Genomic DNA, 23,517 nt, shown 5'->3' on the forward strand with positions numbered 1-23,517 from the left:
CCCGGCGGCTCACAGCCGCGCGGCCGCCCCGACCGGGGTGGCCCCGCGGGTGTCCAGCATCAGCTGGGCCTTCACCGCCAGGCCCTGCATGTCGTAGGTGCGGTGGTGCTGGAGCAGGACCGTCAGGTCGGCGTGCGCCGCGGCCTCCCACAGGGAGTCGGCGCGGGGGACCGGGCGGTCCAGCACCCGCCACTGCGGGGCGTACGGGTCGTGGTAGCTCAGCTGCGCCCCCAGCTCGGCGAGCCGGGCGCCGATCTCGCCGGCCGGCGAGCGCTCCTGGTCCGGCAGGTCCGGCTTGTACGTCACGCCCAGCAGCAGCACGCGCGCCCCGCGCAGCGACTTGCCGTGCTCGTTCAGCAGGGCCGCGGCACGCTGCACCACGTAGCGCGGCATGCGGGCGTTGACCTCCTGCGCGTACTCGACCAGGCGCAGCGGGTGGCCGCCCACCCGGCCCTGGTACGGCCGGTGACCGGGGTCCAGCGGCATGGTGTGGCCGCCGACCCCCGGGCCGGGGCGGAAGGCCTGGAAGCCGTGGGGGCGGGTCTCGGCGCAGCGGATGACGTCCCAGACGTCCACGCCGATGTCGTGGCAGAACACGGCCATCTCGTTCGCCAGGGCGATGTTGACGTGCCGGTAGTTGGTCTCCAGCAGCTGCACGGTCTCCGCCTCGCGCACCCCCCGGGCCCGGACGATCCGCTCGGTGAACCGGCCGTAGAAGACGGCCGCGGCCTCCGTGCAGGCGGGGGTGAGCCCGCCGATCACCTTCGGTGTGCCGGGGTGCCGCGCGGGGGCGTACGCCAGGTGGAAGCCATGGCCGGCCCGCAGGCCGGAGCCCTCCTCCAGCAGCGGACGCAGGAAGTCCTCCGTCGTCCCCGGGTACACCGGCGACTCCAGGACCACCGTGCTGTGCGGCCGCAGCTGTCCGGCCAGCGCGCGGGCGGCCTCCGCGAGCGCCGTCAGGTCCGGTTCCCCGCCTTCCCCGAGCGGGGTCGGCGCGCACAGCACGGCCGCCCGCACCCGGCCCAGGGCGGCCGTGTCCGCGGTCGCGCGGAAGCCGCCCGCAAGCATCCGCCGCACGTCGGCGGCGGCCAGCGCCCCGCAGGGCACCCGGTTGCCCGCGTTGATCGCCTCGACGACGTGCTCGTCCGGGTCGTACCCGATCACCCCCAGCCCGGCGGCGCTGGCCGCCTGCGCGAGGGGCAGCCCGGCGTGGCCGAGTCCGATGACTGCGAGGTCTGCGGGCATGGGGGTCCTCTCCGGCGGCGGGGTGCGTCCTGGTACGTCCTGGTACCCAAATGGCGCGAAATCAGGCTAACCAGACAGGTAGCTGATATGACTGCACGCCACGCGGTCCGGCCCCCGCCCGGTCCCCTCTCCTCGCGCCGGGGCTTTGGCCACGCCTGCGGCACTGTGTGCTCCGGGCAGGTGCGGCACCGTCGTGGGGTTGCACCAGCCTTTCCCCAGCTACCGCTGGGAGGTGCCCCCAGCCTCCGGCGAGCGGCCGACCCGCAACCCCATGGTCGTTGTGGTCCGGGGTTGCCGTAGGTGCCCCACTGGCCCCCCACCGGCCGTCGTGCGCCCCGACAACGGGAGGGGGTGTGGCGGAGTGCGCCCATGGGGGTCCCCCGGCCGAAGGCTGGGGGAGACGAGCGGCGGACCCGGCGCCGAACGATGTTGGGCCAAACCGCGAGCGCTGTGGGGGTCCCCCCGGCCGAAGGCTGGGGGAGGGAGGGCGGGTGGGGGATGCCCGCCGCAGGCGCAACGCACCCGCACGGACGAACCGGGGACCGGCGGAGCCCGAAGTAGCCGGGGGCCACGACACGGGTAACGATCGTGGGGACGGGGAATGCGCTGAGGCGCGACCCCGCGTCACGACGGGAGGCCAGGATGCTGACGGCGACACTGGGACCGGCGGAGCGTTCCTCCGCGCTCGCCCGGATGGCGGAGCAGGAACTCGACGTACTCGTGGTGGGCGCGGGCGTCGTGGGCGCCGGGACGGCGCTGGACGCCGCGACGCGCGGGCTGGCGACCGGCATCGTGGAGGCCCGCGACTGGGCGTCCGGGACGTCGAGCCGGTCGAGCAAGCTGATCCACGGCGGGCTGCGCTATCTGGAGATGCTGGACTTCGCCCTCGTCCGGGAGGCCCTCAAGGAGCGCGGTCTGCTGCTCCAGCGCCTGGCGCCGCACCTGGTGAAGCCGGTGCCGTTCCTGTACCCGCTGCAGCACCGGGTGTGGGAGCGCTTCTACGCGGGCGCCGGTGTGACGCTGTACGACACGATGGCGTTTTCCTCCGGGCACGGCCGCGGTCTGCCGCACCACCGCCACCTGAGCCGGAAGAACGCGCTGCGGGTGGCGCCGTGCCTGCGGAAGGAGGCCCTGGTCGGGGCGCTGCAGTACTACGACGCGCAGATGGACGACGCCCGGTACACGATGACGCTGGTCAGGACGGCCTCCGCGTACGGCGCGCTGGCCGCGAACCGGGCCCGGGTGATCGGCTTCCTGCGCGAGGGCGAGCGCGTGGTGGGCGCCCGGGTGGAGGACGTGGAGGCCGGGGGCGTCTACGAGGTGCGCGCCCGGCAGATCGTGAACGCCACCGGGGTGTGGACGGACGACACGCAGGCGCTGATCGGGGAGCGCGGCCAGTTCCACGTGCGGGCGTCCAAGGGGATACACCTGGTCGTGCCGAAGGACCGGATCCACTCCTCGACGGGGCTGATCCTGCGGACCGAGAAGAGCGTGCTCTTCGTGATCCCGTGGGGCCGGCACTGGATCGTCGGGACCACGGACACCGACTGGAGCCTGGACAAGTCGCACCCGGCCGCGTCCAGCGCGGACATCGACTACCTGCTGGAACACGTCAACTCCGTGCTCGCCGTGCCGCTGACTCGGGACGACGTGGAGGGCGTGTACGCGGGCCTGCGGCCGCTGCTGGCCGGGGAGTCGGAGGCCACCAGCCAGCTGTCGCGCGAGCACACCGTGGCGCACCCGGTGCCGGGACTGGTGGTGGTCGCGGGCGGCAAGTACACGACGTACCGGGTGATGGCCAAGGACGCGGTGGACGCGGCCGTGCACGGCCTGGCGCACCGGGTCGCCGAGTGCGTCACCGAGGACGTCCCGCTGGCCGGCGCGGAGGGCTACCACGCCCTGTGGAACGCGCGGGCCCGGATCGCGGCGCGCACCGGCCTGCACGTGGCGCGGATCGAGCACCTGCTCAACCGCTACGGCTCGCTCTGCGAGGAGCTGCTCCAGCTGATCGAGGACGACCCGTCGCTGGGCCGCCCGCTGGGCGCGGCCGACGACTACCTGCGTGCCGAGGTCGTCTACGCCGCATCGCACGAGGGGGCGCGGCACCTGGACGACGTGCTCACCCGGCGCACCCGCATCTCCATCGAGACCTTCGACCGCGGCACGCTCAGCGCCCGTGAGGCCGCCGAGCTGATGGCCCCCGTCCTGGGCTGGGACAAGGAGCAGGTGGAGAAGGAGGTCGAGCACTACGAGAAGCGGGTCGAGGCCGAGCGGGAGTCCCAGCGCCAGCCCGACGACCAGACCGCGGACGCCGCCCGGCTGGGCGCCCCGGACATCGTCCCGCTGTAGCCGCAGCCGGTACGCCGCGTGAGGCGTGGGCCACGGCTTTGACGGTTCCCGTGGCCCGGCCGGATATCGTTCCTTCTCGTAGGTTCCAGGAAGGGGCGCGCGATGTCCGAGCTCGGACGCCTGGTGGCCGGGAGATACCGGCTGGTCGAGCGGATAGGCCGTGGCGGCATGGGCACGGTCTGGCGGGCCGAGGACGAGCTGCTGGGCCGTGCGGTGGCGGTCAAGCGCCTCCACCAGCCCCAGCCGCACCTGCAGGACGACGAGCTGGAGACGTTGTTCGAGCGGACCCGGCGGGAGGCGCGCAGTGCGGCGCGGATCAGTCATCCCAATGTCGTGGTGGTGCACGACGTGGTGGACGACGAGGGTCTGCCGACGATCGTGATGGAGTACGTGCCGTCGACGACCTTGGGTGATCTGCTGAAGGAGCGGGGTCCGGTGGCGCCGGGGGAGGCGGCCCGGATCGGCCGGGGGATGGTGGCGGCGTTGCGTGCGGCGCATGCGGCGGGGGTGCTGCACCGGGATGTGAAGCCGGGCAACGTGCTGTTGTCGGAGTCGGGGCGGGTGGTGCTGACGGACTTCGGGATCGCGCAGGCCTCGGGAACGTCGACGCTGACGCGGACGGGTGAGCTGATCGGTTCGATCGACTTCCTGGCTCCGGAGCGGCTGACCGGTGGTGCTCCGGGTCCTGAGGCGGATCTGTGGGCGTTGGGGGCGACGTTGTTCCAGGCGGTGGAGGGGCGTTCGCCGTTCCGCCGGGACACGGCGATCGAGACGGCGTACGCGATCGCCACCGATGAGGTGCCGGTGGCGGGCCGGGCGGGGTCGTTGGGGCCGGTCATCGCGGGGTTGCTGGTGCGGGAGCCGGAGCGGCGTCTGTCGGCGGCGGAGGCCGAGCGGATGCTGCGGGCGAGCGCCGCCGAGACCGAGACCGCCAGCGTCCCGCGCGAGAGCCTCACCCTGTCGCACACCGCGCCGACCGCCGTCGTCCGGCCCCCGGCACCGGCCGCGCAGCCCGCGCCGTCGCACGCCCCCACGGTCCCCTCGGGGGTCCCGGTCCCGCCGCCCGCCCCGGAGCGCCGGCGCCGCACCGGCGTACGGGCGCTGGTGGCCGTGGCGCTGGCCGCCGCCCTCGCCGGCGGCGGGTTCTACGCCGCCGAGCACTTCGGCAGCTCCGGCGGCGCGCAGGGCGACGCGGCGCGGCCGAGCCATTCGGCGACCTCGTCCTCGTCCTCGCCCTCCTCGCCCTCCTCGCCCTCCTCACCTTCACCGTCCGTGCCGGGCCCGTCGCCCGTGCCGGCCGGCTACCACCTGGCGGAGGAACCGGACCGCGGGTTCTCGGTCCCGGTGCCCGACGGGTGGACCCGCAAGGTCAGCGACGACGGCCAGCAGGTCATCTACATCGACCCGACCGGTCTGGCCGGCATGCGGATCGGCACGCTGGACTACGCGGCGAACGACCCGCTGGCGCACTTCGAGGAAGAGGAACAGCAGACCATCCCCAAGCTGGACGGGTACGAGCGGCTGCGCATGCAGAGCACCCGCTGGCGCGAGCGCCCGGCGGCCATATGGGAGTTCAGCTTCGAGGGCAAGGCCCGCGACTTCCGCGCCATCGACCTGGGCTTCGGGGAGCCCGGTGAACGCGAGTTCGCCGTCTACCTCTCCGCGCCGACGGCTCAATGGGGTGATTTCCGGCCCGTCTTCGACAACGCGGTGGCCGGACTCGTCGTCCACGACTAGCACACGTCGGGGCCGGGGTGGGACCACGGCCCCGAGTCAGGGATGATGGAGGTCTCCATCCCCCGGTCGCCGAAAGCAGGCGATGAGGGAGCTTCATCTTCAGCGACGGCAGAGGGAATTCATGGGCCAGGCGCACGACACCGACCAGCGTCTCATCGCCGACCGCTACCGTCTCGGCGCCGTCCTCGGCAAGGGCGGCATGGGTACCGTCTGGCGGGCCGTCGACGAGACGCTCGGTCGCACGGTCGCCGTGAAGGAGCTGCGCTTCCCGCACAACATCGACGAGGACGAGAAGCGCCGCCTGGTGACCCGCACCCTGCGCGAGGCCAAGGCGACCGCCCGGATCCGCAACACCGGGGCCGTGACGGTCTTCGACGTCGTCGAGGAGGACGGCCGGCCCTGGATCGTCATGGAGCTGGTCGAGGGCCGCTCGCTGTCGGACGCGATCCGCGAGGACGGACCGCTCACGCCCAAGCGGGCCGCCGAGGTCGGGCTGACCGTCCTGGACGTCCTGCGGGCCGCCCACAAGGAGGGCATCCTCCACCGCGACGTGAAGCCGTCCAACGTCCTGATCGCCGACGACGGCCGCGTCGTGCTCAGTGACTTCGGCATCGCCCAGATCGACGGCGACCCGTCGGTCACCTCCACCGGCATGCTCGTCGGCGCTCCCTCGTACATCTCGCCGGAGCGGGCCCGCGGCCAGAAGCCGGGCCCGCCGGCCGACCTGTGGTCGCTGGGCGCCCTGCTGTACGCCTCGATCGAGGGCCGGCCGCCGTACGACAAGGGCTCCGCCATCGCCACGCTCACCGCCGTCATGACCGAGCCGCTGCGCACCCCGCGCAACGCGGGCCCGCTGGCCGACGCGATCCAGGGGCTGCTCAACAAGGACCCCGAGCTGCGGCTGGACGACGCGGGTGTGCGCCCGCTGCTCACCGGCGTCGCCCACGCGCCGGACGTCCCGGTCGCGGAGGCCACGCGCACCATGCCGCTGCCGCCCTCCGACCCGCAGCCGACGCCCACCGACGCGCCGCCGGCCACCCGGGCCGCCGCCGCCGACCAGGCGGCGCTGCGGGCCGCCAAGGCCAAGCCGGATCCCGAGACCGCCCCGGCGACCGCGGTCACCCCGGCGACCGCGTCCGCGCCGGTCGCGCCGGTACCGGTCCCCGCCCCGGCCGCCGCCCCTCGGGTGCCGTTCCTGGCGTCGCTGGACGAGCGCCGCCGCCGCGGACTGCTCTTCGCGGCGATCCTGGTGGCGCTCGCGCTGCTCGGGACCGGCATCGGTGTCTGGGTCGCCCAGGGCGACGACGACGCGGGCTCCAGCAACCCCGCCAAGCCGCCGGCTTCGACCAGCCCCAAGTCCGGTGACGACGGCGTCCAGGACGGCAAGGGCGGCGACGACCAGGGCAAGGGCAGCGACGACTCCGGCAAGGGCGACGACAAGGGGAACGACGACAACTCCGGCAAGGGTTCGGGCAGTTCCTCCTCCGGTTCCTCCGGCGACGGCTCCGGCAGCGGGAAGGACGGCGCCGCCGCCGTCCCGGCCGGCTGGACGACCTACACCGACTCCGAGGGCTTCTCGATAGCGCTGCCGGCCGGCTGGGCCGCGAACAAGGAGCGGGCCGGCAACGGCTGGATCTTCAACGCCCGCCACAGCCCCCGGGTCCAGGTCGACTGGACCCACACCCCGGGCAAGAGCGCGGCGGACGCCTGGCGCCAGAACGAGTCGGGCACCGCGGCCAGGTTCCCCGGTTACCAGCGGGTGTCCATAAAGGACGTGGACTACCGCGGCTACCGCACCGCCGCCGACTGGGAGTTCACCTACACCTCCGGCGGCACCAAGATGCGCGCCGTGAATCGTGGCTTCGTCGTGGACGACGGTCACGGGTACGCCATCCTCTTCATCGCGCCGGACGCCGGGTGGAACGGCAAGAAAACCACGGAGATGCGTGAGGCGCTCTACAAGACCTTCAAACCGGCCAAGTGACACCGCTCGAGCACGTATCGTGAGTCATTGCGGACTGTCCGCATCCAGAACGGATCGGATCTGACGCTTTGGGGAGGCGTCGTGGACGACTACGCGGGACGCGTACTGGCCGACCGCTACCGCCTGCCGCGGCCGCCCGCCGACGAGTTCGAACTGGTGGAGACCCGGGCCTGGGACACCTTCAGCAACCAGGAGGTGCTGATACGCCAGGTCCTGCTCCCCGAGGTCGTCAGCGCCGAGCCCGAGCCCCAGCACGGTGACGGCGGGGACACCGCCCGCCGGGCCCTGGAGGCGGCGCGGGCCGCGGCCGCGATACCCGATCACCCCCGGCTGGTGCAGGTCTTCGACATCTTCGTCGAGGACGGCAGCGTGTGGATAGTGAGCGAACTGGTCGCCGCCCGCCCGCTGGCCGCGGTCCTCGCCGACAAGCGGCTCAGCCCCTACCGCGCCGCCGAGGTGGCCTCCGACGTGCTGACCGCGCTGCGCGTGCTGCACACGCAGGGCTGGGTCCACCGCAACGTCACCGGCCGGACCGTGCTGGTCTGCGACGACGGCCGGGCGATGCTCTCGGGCCTGGCCGTGGGCGCCGCCCAGGAGGCGCTGTGCGGGTACAACCCGGTGCCGGTGCCCGCCATGGCCGGGGGCGGTGAGGCGCCCGGCGGCAGCTGGGACGGCCCGCACTCCGCGCTGGAGCTGGAGCGCGCCCGGCAGGCCCGGCTCACCGTGGTCGGCCCGGTCACCGAGCGGTGGGCCCCGGAGCAGGCCACCGAGGTCCACGAGAACTGGCAGCTGGCCCCGCCGGTCGGCCCGGCCGCCGACCTGTGGGCGCTGGGGTCCCTGCTGTTCCGCAGCGTCCAGGGGCATCCGCCGTTCCCGGAGGAGAGCACGGCGGAACTGGTCCAGCTGGTCATCGCCGAGCCGCCCGCGTACGCCGAGGAGTGCGGCCCGCTGCGGCCCGTCGTGGAGTCCCTGCTCCGCCAGGACCCCGAGGAGCGGCCCGACGCGGAGGAGCTGCGCGGCTGGCTGCGCTCGCTCGTCCGGTCCGCGCCCGAGCCGGACGTGGGGCTGAGCACGGTGCCCGTGCCCGCCGACGATCCGCACAAGCTGCCGGTCGTGCGGCGCCGCGGTGAACTGGTGCGGCGCCGCAAGGCCGCCGCCGACCCCGTACCCGCCCACCCTGCCCACGGGCGCCACAAGCGCACCAAGGAGCGGCGGCAGGCGACGGCACGCGGCCCGCGCAGCCTCGGGGTCACCCTGGTCGGTCTGGTGCTGCTCCTGATGGTCGCCGCCGTGCTGTACGCGGTGCTCTTCATGCCGCGCGGCGGGGCCGCGGACGACCGGGGCGCGGCCGGCGCCACGCGGACCCTGCCCGCGCAGGTGCCCGGCGGCGACGAGCGGCCGCAGACGACCAAGCCGTCGGGCACCAAGGCCCCGCGGAGCACGGCCCCCGCCACGAGCGCCCCGCCGCCCACGCGGTCCGCCCCCGCGGACGACGCCGCCACCACGGGCCTCGGCGGCGACTTCCGGCTGCGCACCGACCCGGCAGGCTTCAGCCTCGCCGTCCCCAACGGCTGGCAGCGCACGGGGAAGAACGCCGACGGGCAGGTCCGCTACACCGGCGGCGACTACCAGCTGCTCGTCGTACCCGGCCGCGACTCCGTGGCCGACAAGGGCGGCGACCCGATCGTCTACCAGAACGACGAGCCGGAGCTGGCGGGCTTCCGCGCCTCCGGCTGGTCCTCAGCCTCCGGCCTGCGCCGCCTCGACATGGGCGGGATCACCGCCGCCGAAGGGGAGTTCAGCTGGAGCGACGGCTCCGGGCGGCAGCTGTTCGCGCGCAACCTGGTGATGATCCGCGACGGCAGGTACCACGTCGTCCTGGTCATCGGGCCGGACGGCCGGCGCGCCGACGTCAAGCGGTACTTCGAGAAGGCCGCGGAGACCTACCGCAGCACCACCTGAGTGCGGCGTCCGGACCGGAACCGCGCGGCTGCGGCGCGCGTCGCAGAAGCCGTGGGGGCAGGGGAGTGAGCGGGAGCGGAAGCGTGCTGGCCGGACGGTACCGGCTCGGCGACGTCATCGGCCGCGGCGGCATGGGGCGGGTGTGGGAGGCCCAGGACGTCGTGCTGCGGCGCACCGTCGCCGTCAAGGAGCTGACGCCCGGCGCCCACCTCGCCGAGGACGACCGCGCCGTGCTCCAGGAGCGCATGAAGCAGGAGGCCCGCGCCGCCGCCAGGATCAACCACCCCAACGTGGTGACCGTCCACGACGTCGTGGAACAGGACGGCCGCCCCTGGATCGTCATGGAACTGGTCGACGGCCGTTCCCTGGACGAGGTGGTGCGACGGGACGGCCCGCTGCCGCCGCGGCGGGCGGCCGCCGTGGCCGCCGCCGTGCTGGAGGCGCTGCGCGCGGCGCACGCCGCGGGGGTGCTCCACCGGGACGTGAAGCCCGCCAACGTGCTGCTCGCCCGCGACGGCCGGGTCCTGCTGACGGACTTCGGCATCGCCGTCGTCGAGGGTGACTCGGCGATCACCCGGACCGGCGAACTCGTCGGCTCCGTCGACTACCTGGCGCCCGAACGGGCCCGCGGCGGCCGTCCCGGGCCGGAGTCCGACCTGTGGTCGCTGGGTGCCACGCTCTACGCGGCGGTCGAGGGACGCTCGCCGTTCCGCCGCACCTCGCCGATCGGCACGCTGCAGGCCGTGGTGTACGAGGACCTGCCCGAACCCCGGGCGGCCGGTCCGCTGCGCCCGGTGATCGCGGCGCTGCTCGCGAAGGAGCCGGCCGCGCGGCCGGAGGCCGGCCGGTTGGCGACCACCCTTGCGGCCATCGCGGCGGGTGGTCCCCGGCGCCGCCGCCCCGGCAGGCGGCGCACCGCCCTCGTGGCGGCCGCGGTCGCGGTGGCGCTGCTCGCGGGCACCGGAGCCGTCCTGGCGGTGGTGAAGGGGCGCGGCGACGGCAGCGGGGTCCCGGCCGGCTACGTGCGGGTCCACGACCCGGCGGGGTTCAGCCTGGCCGTGCCGCGCGGCTGGAAGCGGCAACTGGACGGCGACCAGATCGACTACACGCCCGACGACGGCGCGCACCGGCTGCGCATCGGCGTCGGCCGCGCGGCGCCGGGGCTCAATCCGTACATGCACCTGCTCGAACTGGAGAAGAGCGTCCGGGCGCTGCCCGACTACACCCGGGTGCGGCTGCACCAGAACACCTTCCGGGGCGGCGACGGCTGCCTGTGGGAGTTCAGCTGGACCGACTCCAAGGAGCACCCCGGCCCGCGCCGCGCCGTCGACCAGGCGTACGTCGCGGCAGACGGCAGCGAGTACGCCCTCTACATGGGGGCGCCGGCCGGCGACTGGGCCGCCGCCTCCGCCGGTTTCCAGGTGGCGCTGCAGACCTGGCGGCCGGAGCCGGGGAACTGACGGTGCGGCATCATGGCCCCATGACGGGCGACGGGGGGCGGCTGGTCGCCGGGCGCTACCGGATCACGGGGCGGCTCGGGCGCGGCGGCATGGGCACGGTGTGGCGGGCCGACGACGAACTGCTGGGCCGCCGGGTGGCGGTCAAGGAGCTGCACGCCGAGGGCGAGGAGGACCGCGCCCTGCGGGAGGCCCGCACGGTCGCGCAGATACGGCATCCCCACGTGATCGTCCTGTTCGACGTCGTCGAGGAGGACGGCCGCCCCTGGATCGTCATGGAACTCGTCGATGGCCGCTCGCTGGCCGAAGTCCTCGCCCAGGACGGCCCGTTGGCACCGCGCGAGGCCGCCCGCGTCGGCGCCGCCGTCACCGGCGCGCTGCGGGCGGCGCACGAGCGCGGGGTCCTCCACCGCGACATCAAGCCCGGCAACGTCCTCGTCGAGCACGGCACCGGGCGGGTCGTGCTGACCGACTTCGGCATCGCGCGGGTGGCGGGCGCGACCACGCTGACCAAGGCCGGGGACTTCGTGGGCTCCCCCGAGTACACCGCCCCCGAGCGCATGTCCGGACAGGCCGCCGGTCCCGCCTCCGACCTGTGGTCGGTGGGCGTCCTGCTGTGCGCGGCCGTCGCCGGGCGGTCGCCGTTCCGCCGTGACTCCCTGGGGGAGGTGCTGCACGCCGTCGTCTTCGACGAGATCCGGCCGCCGGAGCGGACCGGGCCGCTGCTGCCGGTGGTCGAGGCGCTGCTGCGCCGCGAGCCCGGGCGGCGCCCGACCGCGGAGGAGACCGAGACCCTGCTCGCCGGCTACGCGGAGACCGGCGTGCCGCCCACCGCGGTGCCCGCGCCTGCGCCCGTCCCGGAGGCGGAGCGGCAGGACGCGCCGCTTCCCCGGGCCCGGCGCAGGCGGGCCCCGCTCGCGGCCGCGCTGGGCGTGGTGGTGCTGGCGGGGGCCGGTGTCGCGGCGGCGTCCCTGCTGCCGGACGGGGGATCGCCGGGGGACGGCGCCTCCCCGGTCCGCACCGTCGCCACGGGCGGCGAGGCCACGCACGCCACCCCGTCCGCCTCGTCCACCCCGTCCGCCCCGGCGCCGTCCGCCCCGGCGCTCCCCGCGGGCTTCCGCACGGTCGACGACCCCGCCGGTTTCTCGCTCGCCCTGCCGGAGGGCTTCCGGCGCTCCCTGGAACCGCCGCGGATCTTCTACTACTCCGCCGGCGAGGAGTTCCGCGTCGGCATCCGCAGCCAGCCGCCGGACGCCCGCGGCCCCGAGGCGGTCATGCGGGCCCAGGACGCCTCGGGCGCTGCGGCGTACCGGGGCTACCGGGACGGCTTCGTCACCCCCACCACGCAGAACGGGCACCCGGCCGCGCTGTGGCAGTTCACCTGGGACGGCTTCACGCCCGGCGAGCCGCGCCGCACCTTCGACCTGTGCTGGGAGGAGGACGGCCGCCAGTACGACCTGTGGGTCTCCTCGCCCCTCCAGCTGGCCGAGCGGGGACGGGACTACTTCGACACCGCCCGCGTCACCTTCCGTACCGGATGAGGTCCCGGCACGGACGGTCCTGGGACGGGTCGCGGCGTTCCTGCCAGCTTTTGCTGGCGTAATTGTGAAAACTGGCTACTGACGGGTATGCATGCGGTGTCACCGCGTCGTACGCTCCCGCCATGACGGACTCTCCTACTGCCGGTAACGGCAATCCGGTCGCCCCCTCCGGCACCAGGACCGCCGCGGACGTGGTGACACCGGACCTCGTGGCGCGGCTGACGCGGGGCGTCGCCGGCAGCGGCCGCACCGTGAACCACACGCCGCTGACCGGCGAGAAGCTGGCGGAGCTCCCCGAGTCGACGCCGGAGGACGTGGCGGCGGCCTACGACAGGGCGCGGGAGGCGCAGAAGGCCTGGGCGGCGACGCCGGTGCGCCGCCGCGCCGCGGTGCTGCTGCGCTTCCACGACCTCGTGCTGGCCCGCCAGTCCGAGGTGCTGGACCTGATCCAGCTGGAGACCGGCAAGACACGGCTGCACGCGCACGAGGAGGTGCTCGCGGTCGCCGTCGCCGCGCGGCACTACGGCGTCAAGGCACCGTCGTACCTGAGGCCCAAGCGGCACACCGGCGCCATCCCGGCCCTCACCAAGGTGCGGGAGCTGCGGCACCCGCGCGGTGTCGTCGGCCAGATCGCGCCCTGGAACTACCCCCTGGAACTCTCCATCGGCGACGCGCTGCCCGCCTTCGCCGCCGGCAACGCCGTGGTGATGAAGCCCGACACCGAGACCGCGCTGACCGCCCTGTGGGCGCGTGAGCAACTGATCGAGGCCGGACTGCCCGCCGACGTCTGGCAGGTCGTCATCGGCGAGGGCCCGGTCGTCGGCCCGGCCGTCGTGGAGCACGCCGACTACGTGTCCTTCACCGGCTCCACCCGTACCGGCCGGGACGTGGCCGCGCGGGCCGCGGCCCGCCTGATCGGCGCCTCCCTCGAACTCGGCGGCAAGAACGCCCTGCTGGTGCTGGAGGACGCCGACCTCGACAAGGCCGCCGAGGGCGCGGTCCGCGCCTGCTTCTCCTCGGCGGGCCAGCTGTGCATCTCCATCGAGCGGCTCTTCGTCCACACCTCCGTCGCCGACGCCTTCCTGGAGCGCTTCACCGCGCGCGCCGGGGCCCTCAAGCTCGGCACCGCCCTCGCCTACGGCGCCGGGATGGGGTCGCTGGCCGGCGAGCGCCAGCTGGAGACCGTCACCCGGCACGTGGAGGAGGCCGTCGCCAAGGGCGCCACCGTCCTCACCGGCGGCAGGGCCCGGCCCGACGTCGGCCCGTACTTCTTCGAGCCGACCGTCCTGGACGGCGTCGAGCCGCCGATGGCCGTGTGCGCGGAGGAGACCTTCGGCCCGGTGGTGTCCGTGTACCGCTTCACCGACGAGGACGAGGCGGTCGAGCGCGCCAACGCGACGCCGTACGGCCTCAACTCCAGCGTCTGGACCAAGGACACCCGCCGCGGCGCCCGCATCGCCGCGCGTCTGCGCAGCGGCACCGTCAACGTCAACGAGGGCTACGCGCCGGCGTACGGCAGCGTGCAGTCCCCGATGGGCGGCATGAAGGACTCCGGGCTCGGCCGCAGGCACGGCTCCGAGGGCATCCTCAAGTACACCGAGGCGCAGACGGTGGCGACGCAGCGCCTGCTGCCGATGGCCCCGTCGCTGGGCATGGACGACGCGGGGTACGCGGCCTTCATGAGCCGCAGCCTCCGGCTGATGAAGGCGCTGAGGCTCCGCTGATGGAGGGGGAGCGGATGTCTTTCGACTACGACGTGATCGTGATCGGGTCCGGCTTCGGCGGATCCGTGTCGGCGCTGCGCCTGACCGAGAAGGGCTACACGGTCGGCGTCCTGGAGGCGGGCCGCCGCTGGACCCGGGAGTCGCTGCCGAAGAACTCCTGGCACATCAAGGACTACCTGTGGGCCCCGGCGCTCGGCCTGTACGGGATCCAGCGCATCCACCTGCTCGACAACGTCATGATCCTGGCGGGCGCGGGGGTCGGCGGCGGTTCGCTCAACTACGCCAACACCCTCTACGTCCCGCCGAAGGCCTTCTTCGAGGACCGCCAGTGGGGCCACATCACCGACTGGCAGGAGGAACTGGCCCCCCACTACGACCAGGCCAAGCGCATGCTCGGGGTGCGGCTCAACCCGACCATGACCCCCTCGGACGTCCACCTGAAGGCGACCGCCGAGCGGATGGGCGTCGGCGACTCCTTCCACATGGCCCCGGTCGGCGTGTTCTTCGGCGACGGCCAGGACGCCTCGGGCGACGCCAAGGCCACGCCCGGCGGCGAGGTGCCCGACCCGTACTTCGGCGGCGCCGGCCCCGCCCGGCGGGCCTGCACGGAGTGCGGGGAGTGCATGACCGGCTGCCGCCACGGCGCCAAGAACACCCTCAACGAGAACTACCTCCACCTCGCCGAGAAGGCGGGCGCCGAGATCCACGCGATGACCACCGTCACCGGGCTGTCGGAGAACGCCGAGGGCGGCTACGACGTCACCGTCGTCCCCACCGACCGCCGGCGCAAGGCGAAGCCGCGCGTGCTGCGTGCCGGGCACGTGGTCGTCGCCGCCGGCACCTACGGCACCCAGACGCTGCTGCACCGCATGCGCGACGCGGGCCGGCTGCCCGGCCTGTCCGCGCGGCTCGGCGAGCTGACCCGCACCAACTCCGAGGCGCTGGTGGGCGCCCAGACCGACAGCCGCCGCTACCGCCGGCGCACCGGCGAGCAGCGGGTGGACTTCACGCGGGGCGTGGCCATCACGTCCTCGATCCACCCCGACGAGAACACCCACATCGAGCCGGTCCGCTACGGCAAGGGCTCCAACTCGATGGGCGGCCTGTCCATCCTGCAGGTCCCGCACGGCACGCGGCTGCCGCGCGGGCTGGCCTACCTGGCGCACTGCGCGCGCCACCCGGTGCTGCTGATGCGGTCGCTGTCCAACCGCCGTTGGTCCGAGCGCACCATCATCGGCCTGGTCATGCAGTCCCTGGACAACTCGCTGACCACCTACCGCAAGCCCAAGGGCCTGGGGAAGGGACTGCTCACCGCCCGGCAGGGGCACGGTGCGCCCAACCCCTCCTTCATCCCCGAGGGCGCCGAGGCCGCGCGCCTGCTGGCGCAGGAGATCAACGGCTTCGCGGGCAGCAACGTCGGCGAGTTGATGGGCACCCCGCTCACCGCCCACTTCCTGGGCGGCTGCGTGATCGGCGAGGACGCCGGGCACGGCGTGATCGACCCGTACCACCGGCTGTTCGGGCACCCGGGCATCCATGTGGTGGACGGTGCCGCGGTCTCCGCCAACCTGGGGGTCAACCCCTCGCTCACCATCACCGCGCAGGCCGAACGCGCCATGTCCCTGTGGCCCAACAAGGGCGACGCCGACCCGCGTCCGGCCCAGGGCGAGGCCTACCGGCGCGTCGCCGCGGTCGAGCCCAAGCACCCGGTCGTCCCGGCGGACGCCTTCGGCGCCCTGCGGCTGCCGGTGCTGCCCGTCCCGCCGGTCCCGCCCAAGGCCTGATCCCGCCGGACGCCGAGGGGGCCGCACCCGCCCGGGTCGCGGCCCCCTCGGCCGTGCTCCGTACGGGTCCCGGACCGCGCGCGGGGCGCGATGCGGGGTCCGACTCACTCGATCGAGGGTCGGATACCTGCTCAAGTGCCGCGAAATGAGTAGTGTGTTCCTCGCAGAGCGGCCGGTCCCGGGCGTCCCCGGAACCGACCGCCACTTTGAGTCGTGACCGGGCTGCTGTCCCCTGCTGTCCGGTCACCGGATCACCGGAGCGAGGTCCCACGGCGCGGCCGCATTGCTTCCACTCGCGCGGGCGCGCCTCATCGCTCCGGTGGCACCCCGCCCAGCTGCGTCTGAGCGGTGTCCACGCGTGGTGTTTCGACGTCCTTGCTTCCCTGGCCCGGGGTGACCGCGCCTGGCTGGCACGGACACCGGATTCAACGAAGGCGTCCGTGGGCGGTCACGTGCCGTACGGGTGATGCCCCCCGAACGGGTCACGGAGCCGGTGCCACGGGGGTTTCAGACCCGTCCGCGGCACAGTTCCAGCAGGGTCATGGCGAGGGTGGTGCCGGGCTTGCCGAGCCGGTCGCTGTAGCGGCGCAGGATGTCCATCTCGCGGGAGAGGTGCACCCGGCGGCCGCCGGACTCGATGCGGGCGCGCTGGATGCCGGCCGAGACCGTCATGCGTTCCCCCACCAGCGCGATGATCCTGGCGTCGAGGTCGTCGATGCGCTCGCGGGCGTCCGCGATGACGGCGGCGGGGTCGGTGGCGGGGCCGTTCGTCTGCTGTGCTGCCGGGGTGCCGCTCATGGGGTTCCTCCTCGGGGGCCGGGCCCCGGGCCGCACGGGACGGGAAACGCCAGGCGCCCCGGGCCGTGTGGCCCGGGGCGCCTGGTGACGTCTGGTTGCGGTTCCTCGCTCAGACAGCACGACCATGGCAGCCGGACCAGCCGGTGCCATAGGTAAACGCGAAGCGCGTGCCGTGGAGCATGCGGCGCAGTGTGCGCCCCCGGGCCGGGGAAGTAAAGCCGTGGGCCCCGGTAGAATCGGCAGGGACCCCACGTTCGACACCGCCGGAAGGCCCACCGTGGCATCAGCGACCCCAGCCGCCCCCGACACCGTCCTCGTCGTTGACTTCGGGGCGCAGTACGCCCAGCTCATCGCCCGCCGCGTCCGCGAGGCCCGGGTCTACAGCGAGATCGTGCCGAGCACGATGCCGGTCGAGGAGATGCTGGCCAAGCGGCCCGCGGCGATCATCCTGTCGGGCGGCCCCTCGTCCGTGTACGCCGAGCACGCCCCGCGGCTGGACCGCGCCCTGTTCGAGGCGGGCGTCCCCGTCTTCGGCATGTGCTACGGCTTCCAGTTGATGGCGATCACCCTCGGCGGCACCGTCGACAACACCGGGTCGCGCGAGTACGGCCGTACCCCGCTGCACGTCGGCAAGACCGGCTCCACGCTCTTCGAGGGCACCCCGGCCGAGCAGTCGGTGTGGATGTCGCACGGCGACACCTGCTCCGCCGCCCCGGAGGGCTTCACCGTCTCCGCCTCCACCGACCTCGTGCCGGTGGCCGCGTTCGAGAACGACGAGAAGAAGCTCTACGGCGTCCAGTACCACCCCGAGGTCCTGCACTCCGACCACGGCCAGCAGGTGCTCGAGCACTTCCTCTACCGCGGGGCGGGCATCGCGCCCGACTGGACCACGCACAACGTGGTCGAGGAGCAGGTCGCCGCGATCCGTGCCCAGGTCGGCGACAAGCGCGCCATCTGCGGCCTGTCCGGCGGCGTGGACTCCGCGGTCGCCGCGGCCCTGGTCAACAAGGCCATCGGGGAGAAGCTGACCTGCGTCTACGTGGACCACGGTCTGATGCGCAAGGGGGAGTCCGAGCAGGTCGAGAAGGACTTCGTGGCGGCCACCGGCGTGCAGCTGAAGGTCGTCGACGCGCAGGAGCGCTTCCTCACCGCGCTCGCCGGGGTCTCCGACCCCGAGGAGAAGCGCAAGATCATCGGCCGGGAGTTCATCCGGGTCTTCGAGCAGGCCGCGAGCGAGATCGTCGCCGAGGCCGGCGCCCACGGCGAGTCGGTGGAGTTCCTGGTGCAGGGCACCCTCTACCCGGACGTCGTGGAGTCCGGCGGCGGCACCGGCACCGCCAACATCAAGTCCCACCACAACGTGGGCGGCCTCCCCGAGGACCTGCAGTTCCAGCTCGTCGAGCCGCTGCGCAAGCTGTTCAAGGACGAGGTCCGCATGGTCGGCCAGGAGCTCGGCCTGCCCGAGGAGATCGTCCAGCGCCAGCCCTTCCCGGGGCCGGGCCTGGGCATCCGCATCGTCGGCGAGGTCACCAAGGAGCGCCTGGACCTGCTGCGCGACGCCGACGCGATCGCCCGCGAGGAGCTGACCGCCGCCGGTCTCGACCGCGACATCTGGCAGTGCCCGGTGGTCCTCCTCGCCGACGTCCGCTCGGTGGGCGTGCAGGGCGACGGCCGCACCTACGGTCACCCCATCGTGCTGCGCCCGGTCTCCAGCGAGGACGCCATGACCGCGGACTGGTCGCGGCTGCCGTACGAGGTGCTGGCCCGGATCTCCACCCGGATCACCAACGAGGTGGCCGACGTCAACCGCGTCGTGCTGGACGTCACCAGCAAGCCCCCGGGCACCATCGAGTGGGAGTAGCCCCGTAGAGGCCGCGCGGCCTCTGCGTGGGGCAGGCTTGGGGCGATACCGGGGAAACCTGGTATCGCCCCTGTTCATCCGCGGTACCTCGGGGTAACTTCCGCGCCATGACCGACACCGTGCCGCAGCCCGTACCGCCCGATCGGCTGCATTTCGCCCTCCCGCCCACCTTCGAGGACCCGGCGGAGGAACGCCGCCACCGCAAGGAGCGGCTGGTGGCGGCGCTGCGGGCGTTCGCGGAGCTGGGCTTCGAGGACGGGGTGTCGGGGCACATCACCGTGCGCGATCCGGAGCTGCCGGAGCACTACTGGGTGAACCCCTTCGGGGTGCCGTTCCGGCACCTCACCGTGGGCGAGGTGATCCTGGTCAACCAGTACGGCGCCGTCGTCGAGGGCCGGCACCACGTCAACCAGGCGGCCTTCACCATCCACGCCCACGTGCACACCGCACGGCCCGACGCGACGGCCGTCGTCCACAGCCATTCCACCTACGGCCGGGCACTGGCCGCGCTGGGGGAGCGGCTGGAGCCGATCACCCAGGACGCCTGCGCCTTCTACGAGGACCACGCCCTGTTCGACGCCTACACCGGGGTCGTCGTGGACGAGGCGCAGGCGCGGCGCATCGCGGTGGTCCTGGGGGCGCACAAGGCGGTCGTGCTGCGCAACCACGGGCTCCTGACGGTCGGCGAGACCGTGGACGCGGCGGCGTGGTGGTTCATGACGATGGAGAAGTCCTGCCAGGTGCAGCTGAGCGCGAAGGCGGCGGGCAAGCCGGTGTGGATCGCGCACGAGGACGCGATCGCCACCCGTGAGCAATTGGGACACGATCTGGTCGCCTGGATCAACTACCAGCCCACCTATGAGCGGATAGCCCACGATAATCCAGAGCTTTTTGATTGAACGACGGCCGCTTCGCCTACGTATCTCCTAGGGCGCTCCTGGAGAATCGGTCCGGGAGGGGATCCACGGCGGGTGTGTGCGAGAGGGCGGACGTCATGAGCGTGACGGGCATAACGGGCATGAGCGGAACGAGAGACACGGATCGGTACCCCAGTCAGGGACCGTGGCGGGACACGGCACGGCGTTACGCCCTGCTGCCGCTGCGCATCTTCCTCGGCGTGACCTTCGTCTACGCCGGCTTCGACAAACTGATGTCCGACAGCTTCTTCACCGACGGCGCCCCGGGCTCGCTCGTCGGCACCCTGAACGCGGTGCGCGACAGCGCCGCGATTCCGGCCATGGTCGACCTGGCCCTGAAGAACCCGCACGGCTTCGGCTACGCGATCGCCTTCGGCGAGATCGCCGTCGGCGTCGGCACGCTGGTCGGCCTGCTCAGCAGGATCGCCGCCCTCGGAGGGGCGCTCATCTCGCTGAGCCTGTGGCTCACCGTCAGCTGGGCCACGCAGCCGTACTACTACGGCAACGACCTGGCCTACCTGATGGCCTGGCTGCCGCTGGTCCTCGCCGGCGCCCCGCTACTGTCCGTCGACGCGATGATCGCCGGACGCCGCGGCCGGGGACGGCGCGGCCTGGCCTGAGCGCCGGGCGCTCCGCCCCCGGAGCATCCGGGAGGTGACCGCGCCGAGCGCCGCGAGCCCCAGACCCGCACAGGTCAGGGGCACCGCGGCGTGCGGGGACAGCGACACCTCGCCGGCGGCGTCGAGCAGGAACACCGCGGCCAGTCCCAGCAGGACCAGGCCGGTCAGGAGCGCCGAGGGCGCGAACCGATGCCGTCTCACGGGAACTGCACCACCTTCACCTGTCCGACGCCCACTTCCACGTCGAGCTCCACCGTGCCCGCGGACTTCCGGCCGTCCACCGGGTCCAAGGTCACCTTCCGGTCCAGCCCGGGCTGGACGTCGATGTCCTTCTCCTTCTCGCCGGGCAACTGCACGTCGCCCACGCCCACCTGGACGTGCATCCGCAGCGTGACGTCCTCCGGGAGCCTGACCACCAGCTGTCCCGCCCCGACCTCGGCCCGCGTCGCGACGGTGCGCCCGCCCGGCTGAAGCTTGGACAGGTCCAGCGTCGCCCGGCCCGTGCCCAGCTCGTACGAGTCCTGCACCGCCGAGAGCGTGGTGGGCGTCCAGGTGCGCTGCTTCCAGTCGGTGCCGACCGACCGCGGCAGCGTCGTGGAGCCCACCAGCAGCGCGGCGGTCAGCAGCACCGTGAAGACGGTGCCGCCGCCGAGCCGCCCCCACCAGGTGCTCACCACGAAGCCCAGGCCGAAGACGGCCAGCGCCGAACCGAGACCGATCTGCACGCCGGTGGCCAGCGGCTGGGACGACCAGGACGCGGCCAGGCCGACCGCGGCCGCCGCCGTCGCCGCGAAGAACACGAGCACGCCCAGCCAGGCGCCCTCGCGCCGCACCGCCCGGCGCCGGTCCCGCCACTCGCGGCGGTCGCGCTCCACGTCCGCGGGACCGTCGTCCGGCCCCCACAGGTAGCCGCCCGGCCCCGGCGCCGCGGACGCGTCCTCGACCGAGGTCTCCTTCCACCACGCCGCCGTGGCGGGCTGCGGCGGCGGCTGGGTCGGTGGTGGCGCGACCGGCTGCGCGGGCGCCTCGGTCGCCTGGCGCCGGTGCACCGACCGGTACACGGCACCGGCGAACGCCGCCAGCAGTCCCAGCGAGAAGGCCAGGTTCCCGCCGCTGCCCAGCATCGACAGGAACAGCCCGCAGCCGACCAGCGCGACCAGCACCGCCGTCAGCGCGGTCCCCTCCACCCGGCCGGACAGCAGCCGGTGCGCCTCGCTCTCGGTCTCCCCCTCCAGTGGGACGAGCAGCCACGCCAGGCCGTAGGCCACCAGCCCGAGGCCGCCGGTGAGCGCCAGCACGCCGAGCACGATCCGGAAGACCACCGGGTCGATGTCGAAGTACCGTCCCGCGCCCTCGCAGACGCCGGCGACCACCTTCCGTTCGCGGCAGCGGGCCAGCCGCCGGCCCGGCGGTGCCCCGGCCGCCTCCGTCTCCGTGTGCTGCTCCGTCATGGCTCCATGGTGGCGGGCCGGGACGTGTGCCGGTATCCGGAACGACCCTGAGCCCGCATGGGGGCCAACCCTGATACCCACCGTGCGCGAAACGTGTGACGATCGGGACATGCCAGCCGCCGGACCACCGACCAGCCCACCCAACGGGGCGTCGTACTTCGCGCCGCCGGACCCGGCCGGATCCCCGGTCCGCAAGCTCTACCGCAGCTCCGAGGGCCGGATGATCGGCGGCGTCGCCCGGGGGCTGGCCGGGCACCTCGGACTGCCCGTGGCCTGGGTGCGCGTCGTCTTCGTCGTCCTGGCCACCATCCAGGGCCTGGGCATCCTGCTGTACGCGGTCTTCTGGTTCGTGGTGCCGCTCGGCGTCGGCGGGGTGGTCGAGGCCAAGGAGCCGCGCGACGCCCGCTCCTGGCTCGCCGGACGCAGGCCCGACCGGGGCCAGATCGTCGCGCTCATCGCGCTCGCCATCGGCCTCGGCATCCTGCTGGACAACCTCAACCTCGGCAGGGCCAACGCCTACGTCTGGCCGCTGCTGCTGATCGGGCTCGGCGTCGCCCTGGTGTGGCGGCAGGCCGACAACGCCCGCCGGGCCCGCTGGGCCGAGCTGAGCCGCCGCAGGAGGCTGCTGCCGTTCGCGCGCGGCGCCGCGGGGGTGATCCTCGTCGGCGTGGGCGTGACCGGCTTCCTCGTCGTGCAGGGCTCGGTCAGCCACCTGGGCACCATCCTCCAGGCCGCGCTCGCCGTCCTGGTCGGCGTGGCGCTGATCGCCGGACCGTACCTCGTGCGCATGACCCAGGACCTGTCGGCCGAGCGGCTCGCCCGCATCCGCGCGCAGGAGCGGGCCGAGGTCGCCGCACACGTCCACGACTCCGTGCTGCACACCCTGACCCTCATCCAGCGGCACGCCGAGGACCCGCGCGAGGTCGCCCGGCTGGCCCGCGCGCAGGAACGGGAGCTGCGGGCCTGGCTCTACCGGCCCGAGGGCAACGGCAAGGAGGACGAGCCGGCCACGCTCGCCGAGGCGGTGCGCCGTGCCGCGGCCGAGGTGGAGGACGCGCACGGCGTCCCCGTCGAAGTGGTGTGCGTGGGCGACTGCCCGCTCGACGAACGCCTGGTGGCGCAGATGCAGGCGGCCCGCGAGGCCATGGTCAACGCCGCCAAGTACGGTGGGGACGAGCCCGTGCAGGTGTACGCGGAGGTCGAGGAGAGCAGGGTCTTCGTGTCGGTCCGCGACCGCGGACCAGGCTTCGACCTCGACGACGTACCGTCGGACAGGATGGGCGTCCGGGAGTCCATCATCGGCCGGATGCGGCGCAACGGCGGCGAGGCGCGGCTGCGCTCCGCGCCGGGCGGGGGGACGGAAGTGGAGCTGGAGATGGACAGGGCCCAGGGACCAGGGAGATCGTCATGAGCACGGAACGACGCGTGAGGGTCGTCCTCGTCGACGACCACCGGATGTTCCGCACCGGGGTGCAGGCCGAGATCGGCGAGACCGAGCGGACCGGGGTCGACGTGGTCGGCGAGGCCGCCGACGTGGACCAGGCGGTGTCCGTCATCACCGCGACGCGGCCCGACGTCGTCCTGCTCGACGTCCACCTGCCGGGCGGCGGCGGGGTCGAGGTCCTCAAGCGCTGCGCGGGTCTCATGGTCGGCGCCGAACACCCCGTGCGCTTCCTGGCGTTGTCGGTCTCCGACGCCGCCGAGGACGTCATCGGGGTGATCCGCGGCGGTGCCCGCGGCTACGTCACCAAGACCATCACCGGCCCCGACCTGGTCAGTTCGGTCTTCCGGGTCGCCGACGGCGACGCCGTCTTCTCACCCCGGCTGGCCGGCTTCGTCCTGGACGCCTTCGCCTCCACCGACGCCCCGCCGGTCGACGAGGACCTGGACCGGCTGACCCAGCGTGAGCGAGAGGTGCTGCGGCTGATCGCGCGCGGCTACGCGTACAAGGAAGTCGCCAAGCAGCTCTACATCTCGGTGAAGACGGTCGAGTCGCACGTCTCGGCGGTGCTGCGCAAGCTGCAGCTCAGCAACCGGCACGAACTCACCCGCTGGGCGACCGCGCGCCGGCTGGTCTGAGGTCCCGC

General features: G+C 73.7%; 17 protein-coding genes. 13 read left to right on the forward strand and 4 right to left on the reverse strand.

What is annotated here, in order from left to right:
• Positions 1–9: 9 nt before the first annotated feature.
• Positions 10–1,245: a nucleotide sugar dehydrogenase gene (locus AC1VWI_RS26450; RefSeq protein ID WP_499513486.1), complete on the reverse strand. Its 1,236-nt coding sequence runs from the start codon at positions 1,243–1,245 to the stop codon at positions 10–12.
• A gap of 642 nt (positions 1,246–1,887) precedes the next feature.
• Between AC1VWI_RS26450 and AC1VWI_RS26455 the strand changes: the two genes are divergently transcribed.
• From AC1VWI_RS26455 to AC1VWI_RS26490, 8 genes are all read left to right on the forward strand, one after another.
• A complete protein-coding gene (locus tag AC1VWI_RS26455) occupies positions 1,888–3,594 on the forward strand; it encodes a glycerol-3-phosphate dehydrogenase/oxidase (RefSeq protein WP_499513487.1) in 1,707 nt (568 codons plus the stop codon).
• Between the two features lie 102 nt (positions 3,595–3,696).
• Complete coding sequence (locus tag AC1VWI_RS26460; protein WP_499513488.1) at positions 3,697–5,331, forward strand: serine/threonine-protein kinase; 1,635 nt, start codon at positions 3,697–3,699, stop codon at positions 5,329–5,331.
• Between the two features lie 121 nt (positions 5,332–5,452).
• Positions 5,453–7,315: a serine/threonine-protein kinase gene (locus tag AC1VWI_RS26465; protein WP_499513489.1), complete on the forward strand. Its 1,863-nt coding sequence runs from the start codon at positions 5,453–5,455 to the stop codon at positions 7,313–7,315.
• A gap of 81 nt (positions 7,316–7,396) precedes the next feature.
• Positions 7,397–9,277 carry a serine/threonine protein kinase gene (locus AC1VWI_RS26470; protein WP_499513490.1) on the forward strand — a complete coding sequence of 627 codons (1,881 nt, stop codon included), beginning with the start codon at positions 7,397–7,399 and terminating at the stop codon, positions 9,275–9,277.
• A gap of 83 nt (positions 9,278–9,360) precedes the next feature.
• Positions 9,361–10,737, forward strand: coding sequence for a serine/threonine-protein kinase (locus tag AC1VWI_RS26475; RefSeq protein WP_499513491.1), 1,377 nt, complete (start codon positions 9,361–9,363; stop codon positions 10,735–10,737).
• Between the two features lie 20 nt (positions 10,738–10,757).
• On the forward strand, positions 10,758–12,275 hold the full coding sequence (locus tag AC1VWI_RS26480) for a serine/threonine-protein kinase (protein WP_499513492.1): 1,518 nt from the start codon (positions 10,758–10,760) through the stop codon (positions 12,273–12,275).
• A 122-nt stretch (positions 12,276–12,397) separates the two neighbouring features.
• Entirely contained in the window at positions 12,398–13,999 is a 1,602-nt protein-coding gene (locus AC1VWI_RS26485) for a succinic semialdehyde dehydrogenase (protein ID WP_499513493.1), read from the forward strand.
• Positions 14,000–14,013: 14 nt separating this feature from the next.
• Positions 14,014–15,783, forward strand: a complete 1,770-nt coding sequence (locus AC1VWI_RS26490; protein WP_499513494.1) for a GMC oxidoreductase — start codon at positions 14,014–14,016, stop codon at positions 15,781–15,783.
• A gap of 507 nt (positions 15,784–16,290) precedes the next feature.
• Here AC1VWI_RS26490 and AC1VWI_RS26495 read toward each other — a convergent pair.
• Positions 16,291–16,581, reverse strand: coding sequence for a chorismate mutase (locus tag AC1VWI_RS26495; protein ID WP_499513495.1), 291 nt, complete (start codon positions 16,579–16,581; stop codon positions 16,291–16,293).
• 277 nt (positions 16,582–16,858) lie between these two features.
• On the opposite strand from AC1VWI_RS26495, the gene guaA reads away from it, so the two are divergent.
• The 3 genes from guaA to AC1VWI_RS26510 all read left to right on the forward strand — a co-directional run bounded on the left by guaA (position 16,859) and on the right by AC1VWI_RS26510 (position 19,979).
• On the forward strand, positions 16,859–18,442 hold the full coding sequence (gene guaA / locus AC1VWI_RS26500; protein ID WP_499513496.1) for a glutamine-hydrolyzing GMP synthase: 1,584 nt from the start codon (positions 16,859–16,861) through the stop codon (positions 18,440–18,442).
• A gap of 107 nt (positions 18,443–18,549) precedes the next feature.
• Positions 18,550–19,341 (forward strand): class II aldolase/adducin family protein, encoded by a 792-nt coding sequence (locus AC1VWI_RS26505; RefSeq protein ID WP_499513497.1) that lies wholly within the window; start codon positions 18,550–18,552, stop codon positions 19,339–19,341.
• Positions 19,342–19,460: 119 nt separating this feature from the next.
• Positions 19,461–19,979: a DoxX family protein gene (locus AC1VWI_RS26510; RefSeq protein ID WP_499513498.1), complete on the forward strand. Its 519-nt coding sequence runs from the start codon at positions 19,461–19,463 to the stop codon at positions 19,977–19,979.
• On the opposite strand, the gene AC1VWI_RS26515 is transcribed toward AC1VWI_RS26510, so the two are convergent.
• Together AC1VWI_RS26515 and AC1VWI_RS26520 are read right to left on the reverse strand one after the other, a co-directional pair.
• A complete protein-coding gene (locus AC1VWI_RS26515) occupies positions 19,917–20,180 on the reverse strand; it encodes a hypothetical protein (protein WP_499513499.1) in 264 nt (87 codons plus the stop codon). The genes AC1VWI_RS26510 and AC1VWI_RS26515 overlap by 63 nt on opposite strands.
• A complete protein-coding gene (locus AC1VWI_RS26520) occupies positions 20,177–21,430 on the reverse strand; it encodes a PspC domain-containing protein (RefSeq protein ID WP_499513500.1) in 1,254 nt (417 codons plus the stop codon). The genes AC1VWI_RS26515 and AC1VWI_RS26520 overlap by 4 nt, the downstream gene beginning before the upstream one ends.
• A gap of 109 nt (positions 21,431–21,539) precedes the next feature.
• On the opposite strand from AC1VWI_RS26520, the gene AC1VWI_RS26525 reads away from it, so the two are divergent.
• Together AC1VWI_RS26525 and AC1VWI_RS26530 are read left to right on the forward strand one after the other, a co-directional pair.
• Complete coding sequence (locus tag AC1VWI_RS26525; RefSeq protein ID WP_499513501.1) at positions 21,540–22,841, forward strand: PspC domain-containing protein; 1,302 nt, start codon at positions 21,540–21,542, stop codon at positions 22,839–22,841.
• On the forward strand, positions 22,838–23,509 hold the full coding sequence (locus tag AC1VWI_RS26530) for a LuxR C-terminal-related transcriptional regulator (RefSeq protein WP_499513502.1): 672 nt from the start codon (positions 22,838–22,840) through the stop codon (positions 23,507–23,509). Before AC1VWI_RS26525 ends, AC1VWI_RS26530 begins: the two co-directional genes overlap by 4 nt.
• Positions 23,510–23,517 lie beyond the last annotated feature (8 nt).

It is taken from the genome of Streptomyces sp. TOM-9 (assembly GCF_056858595.1).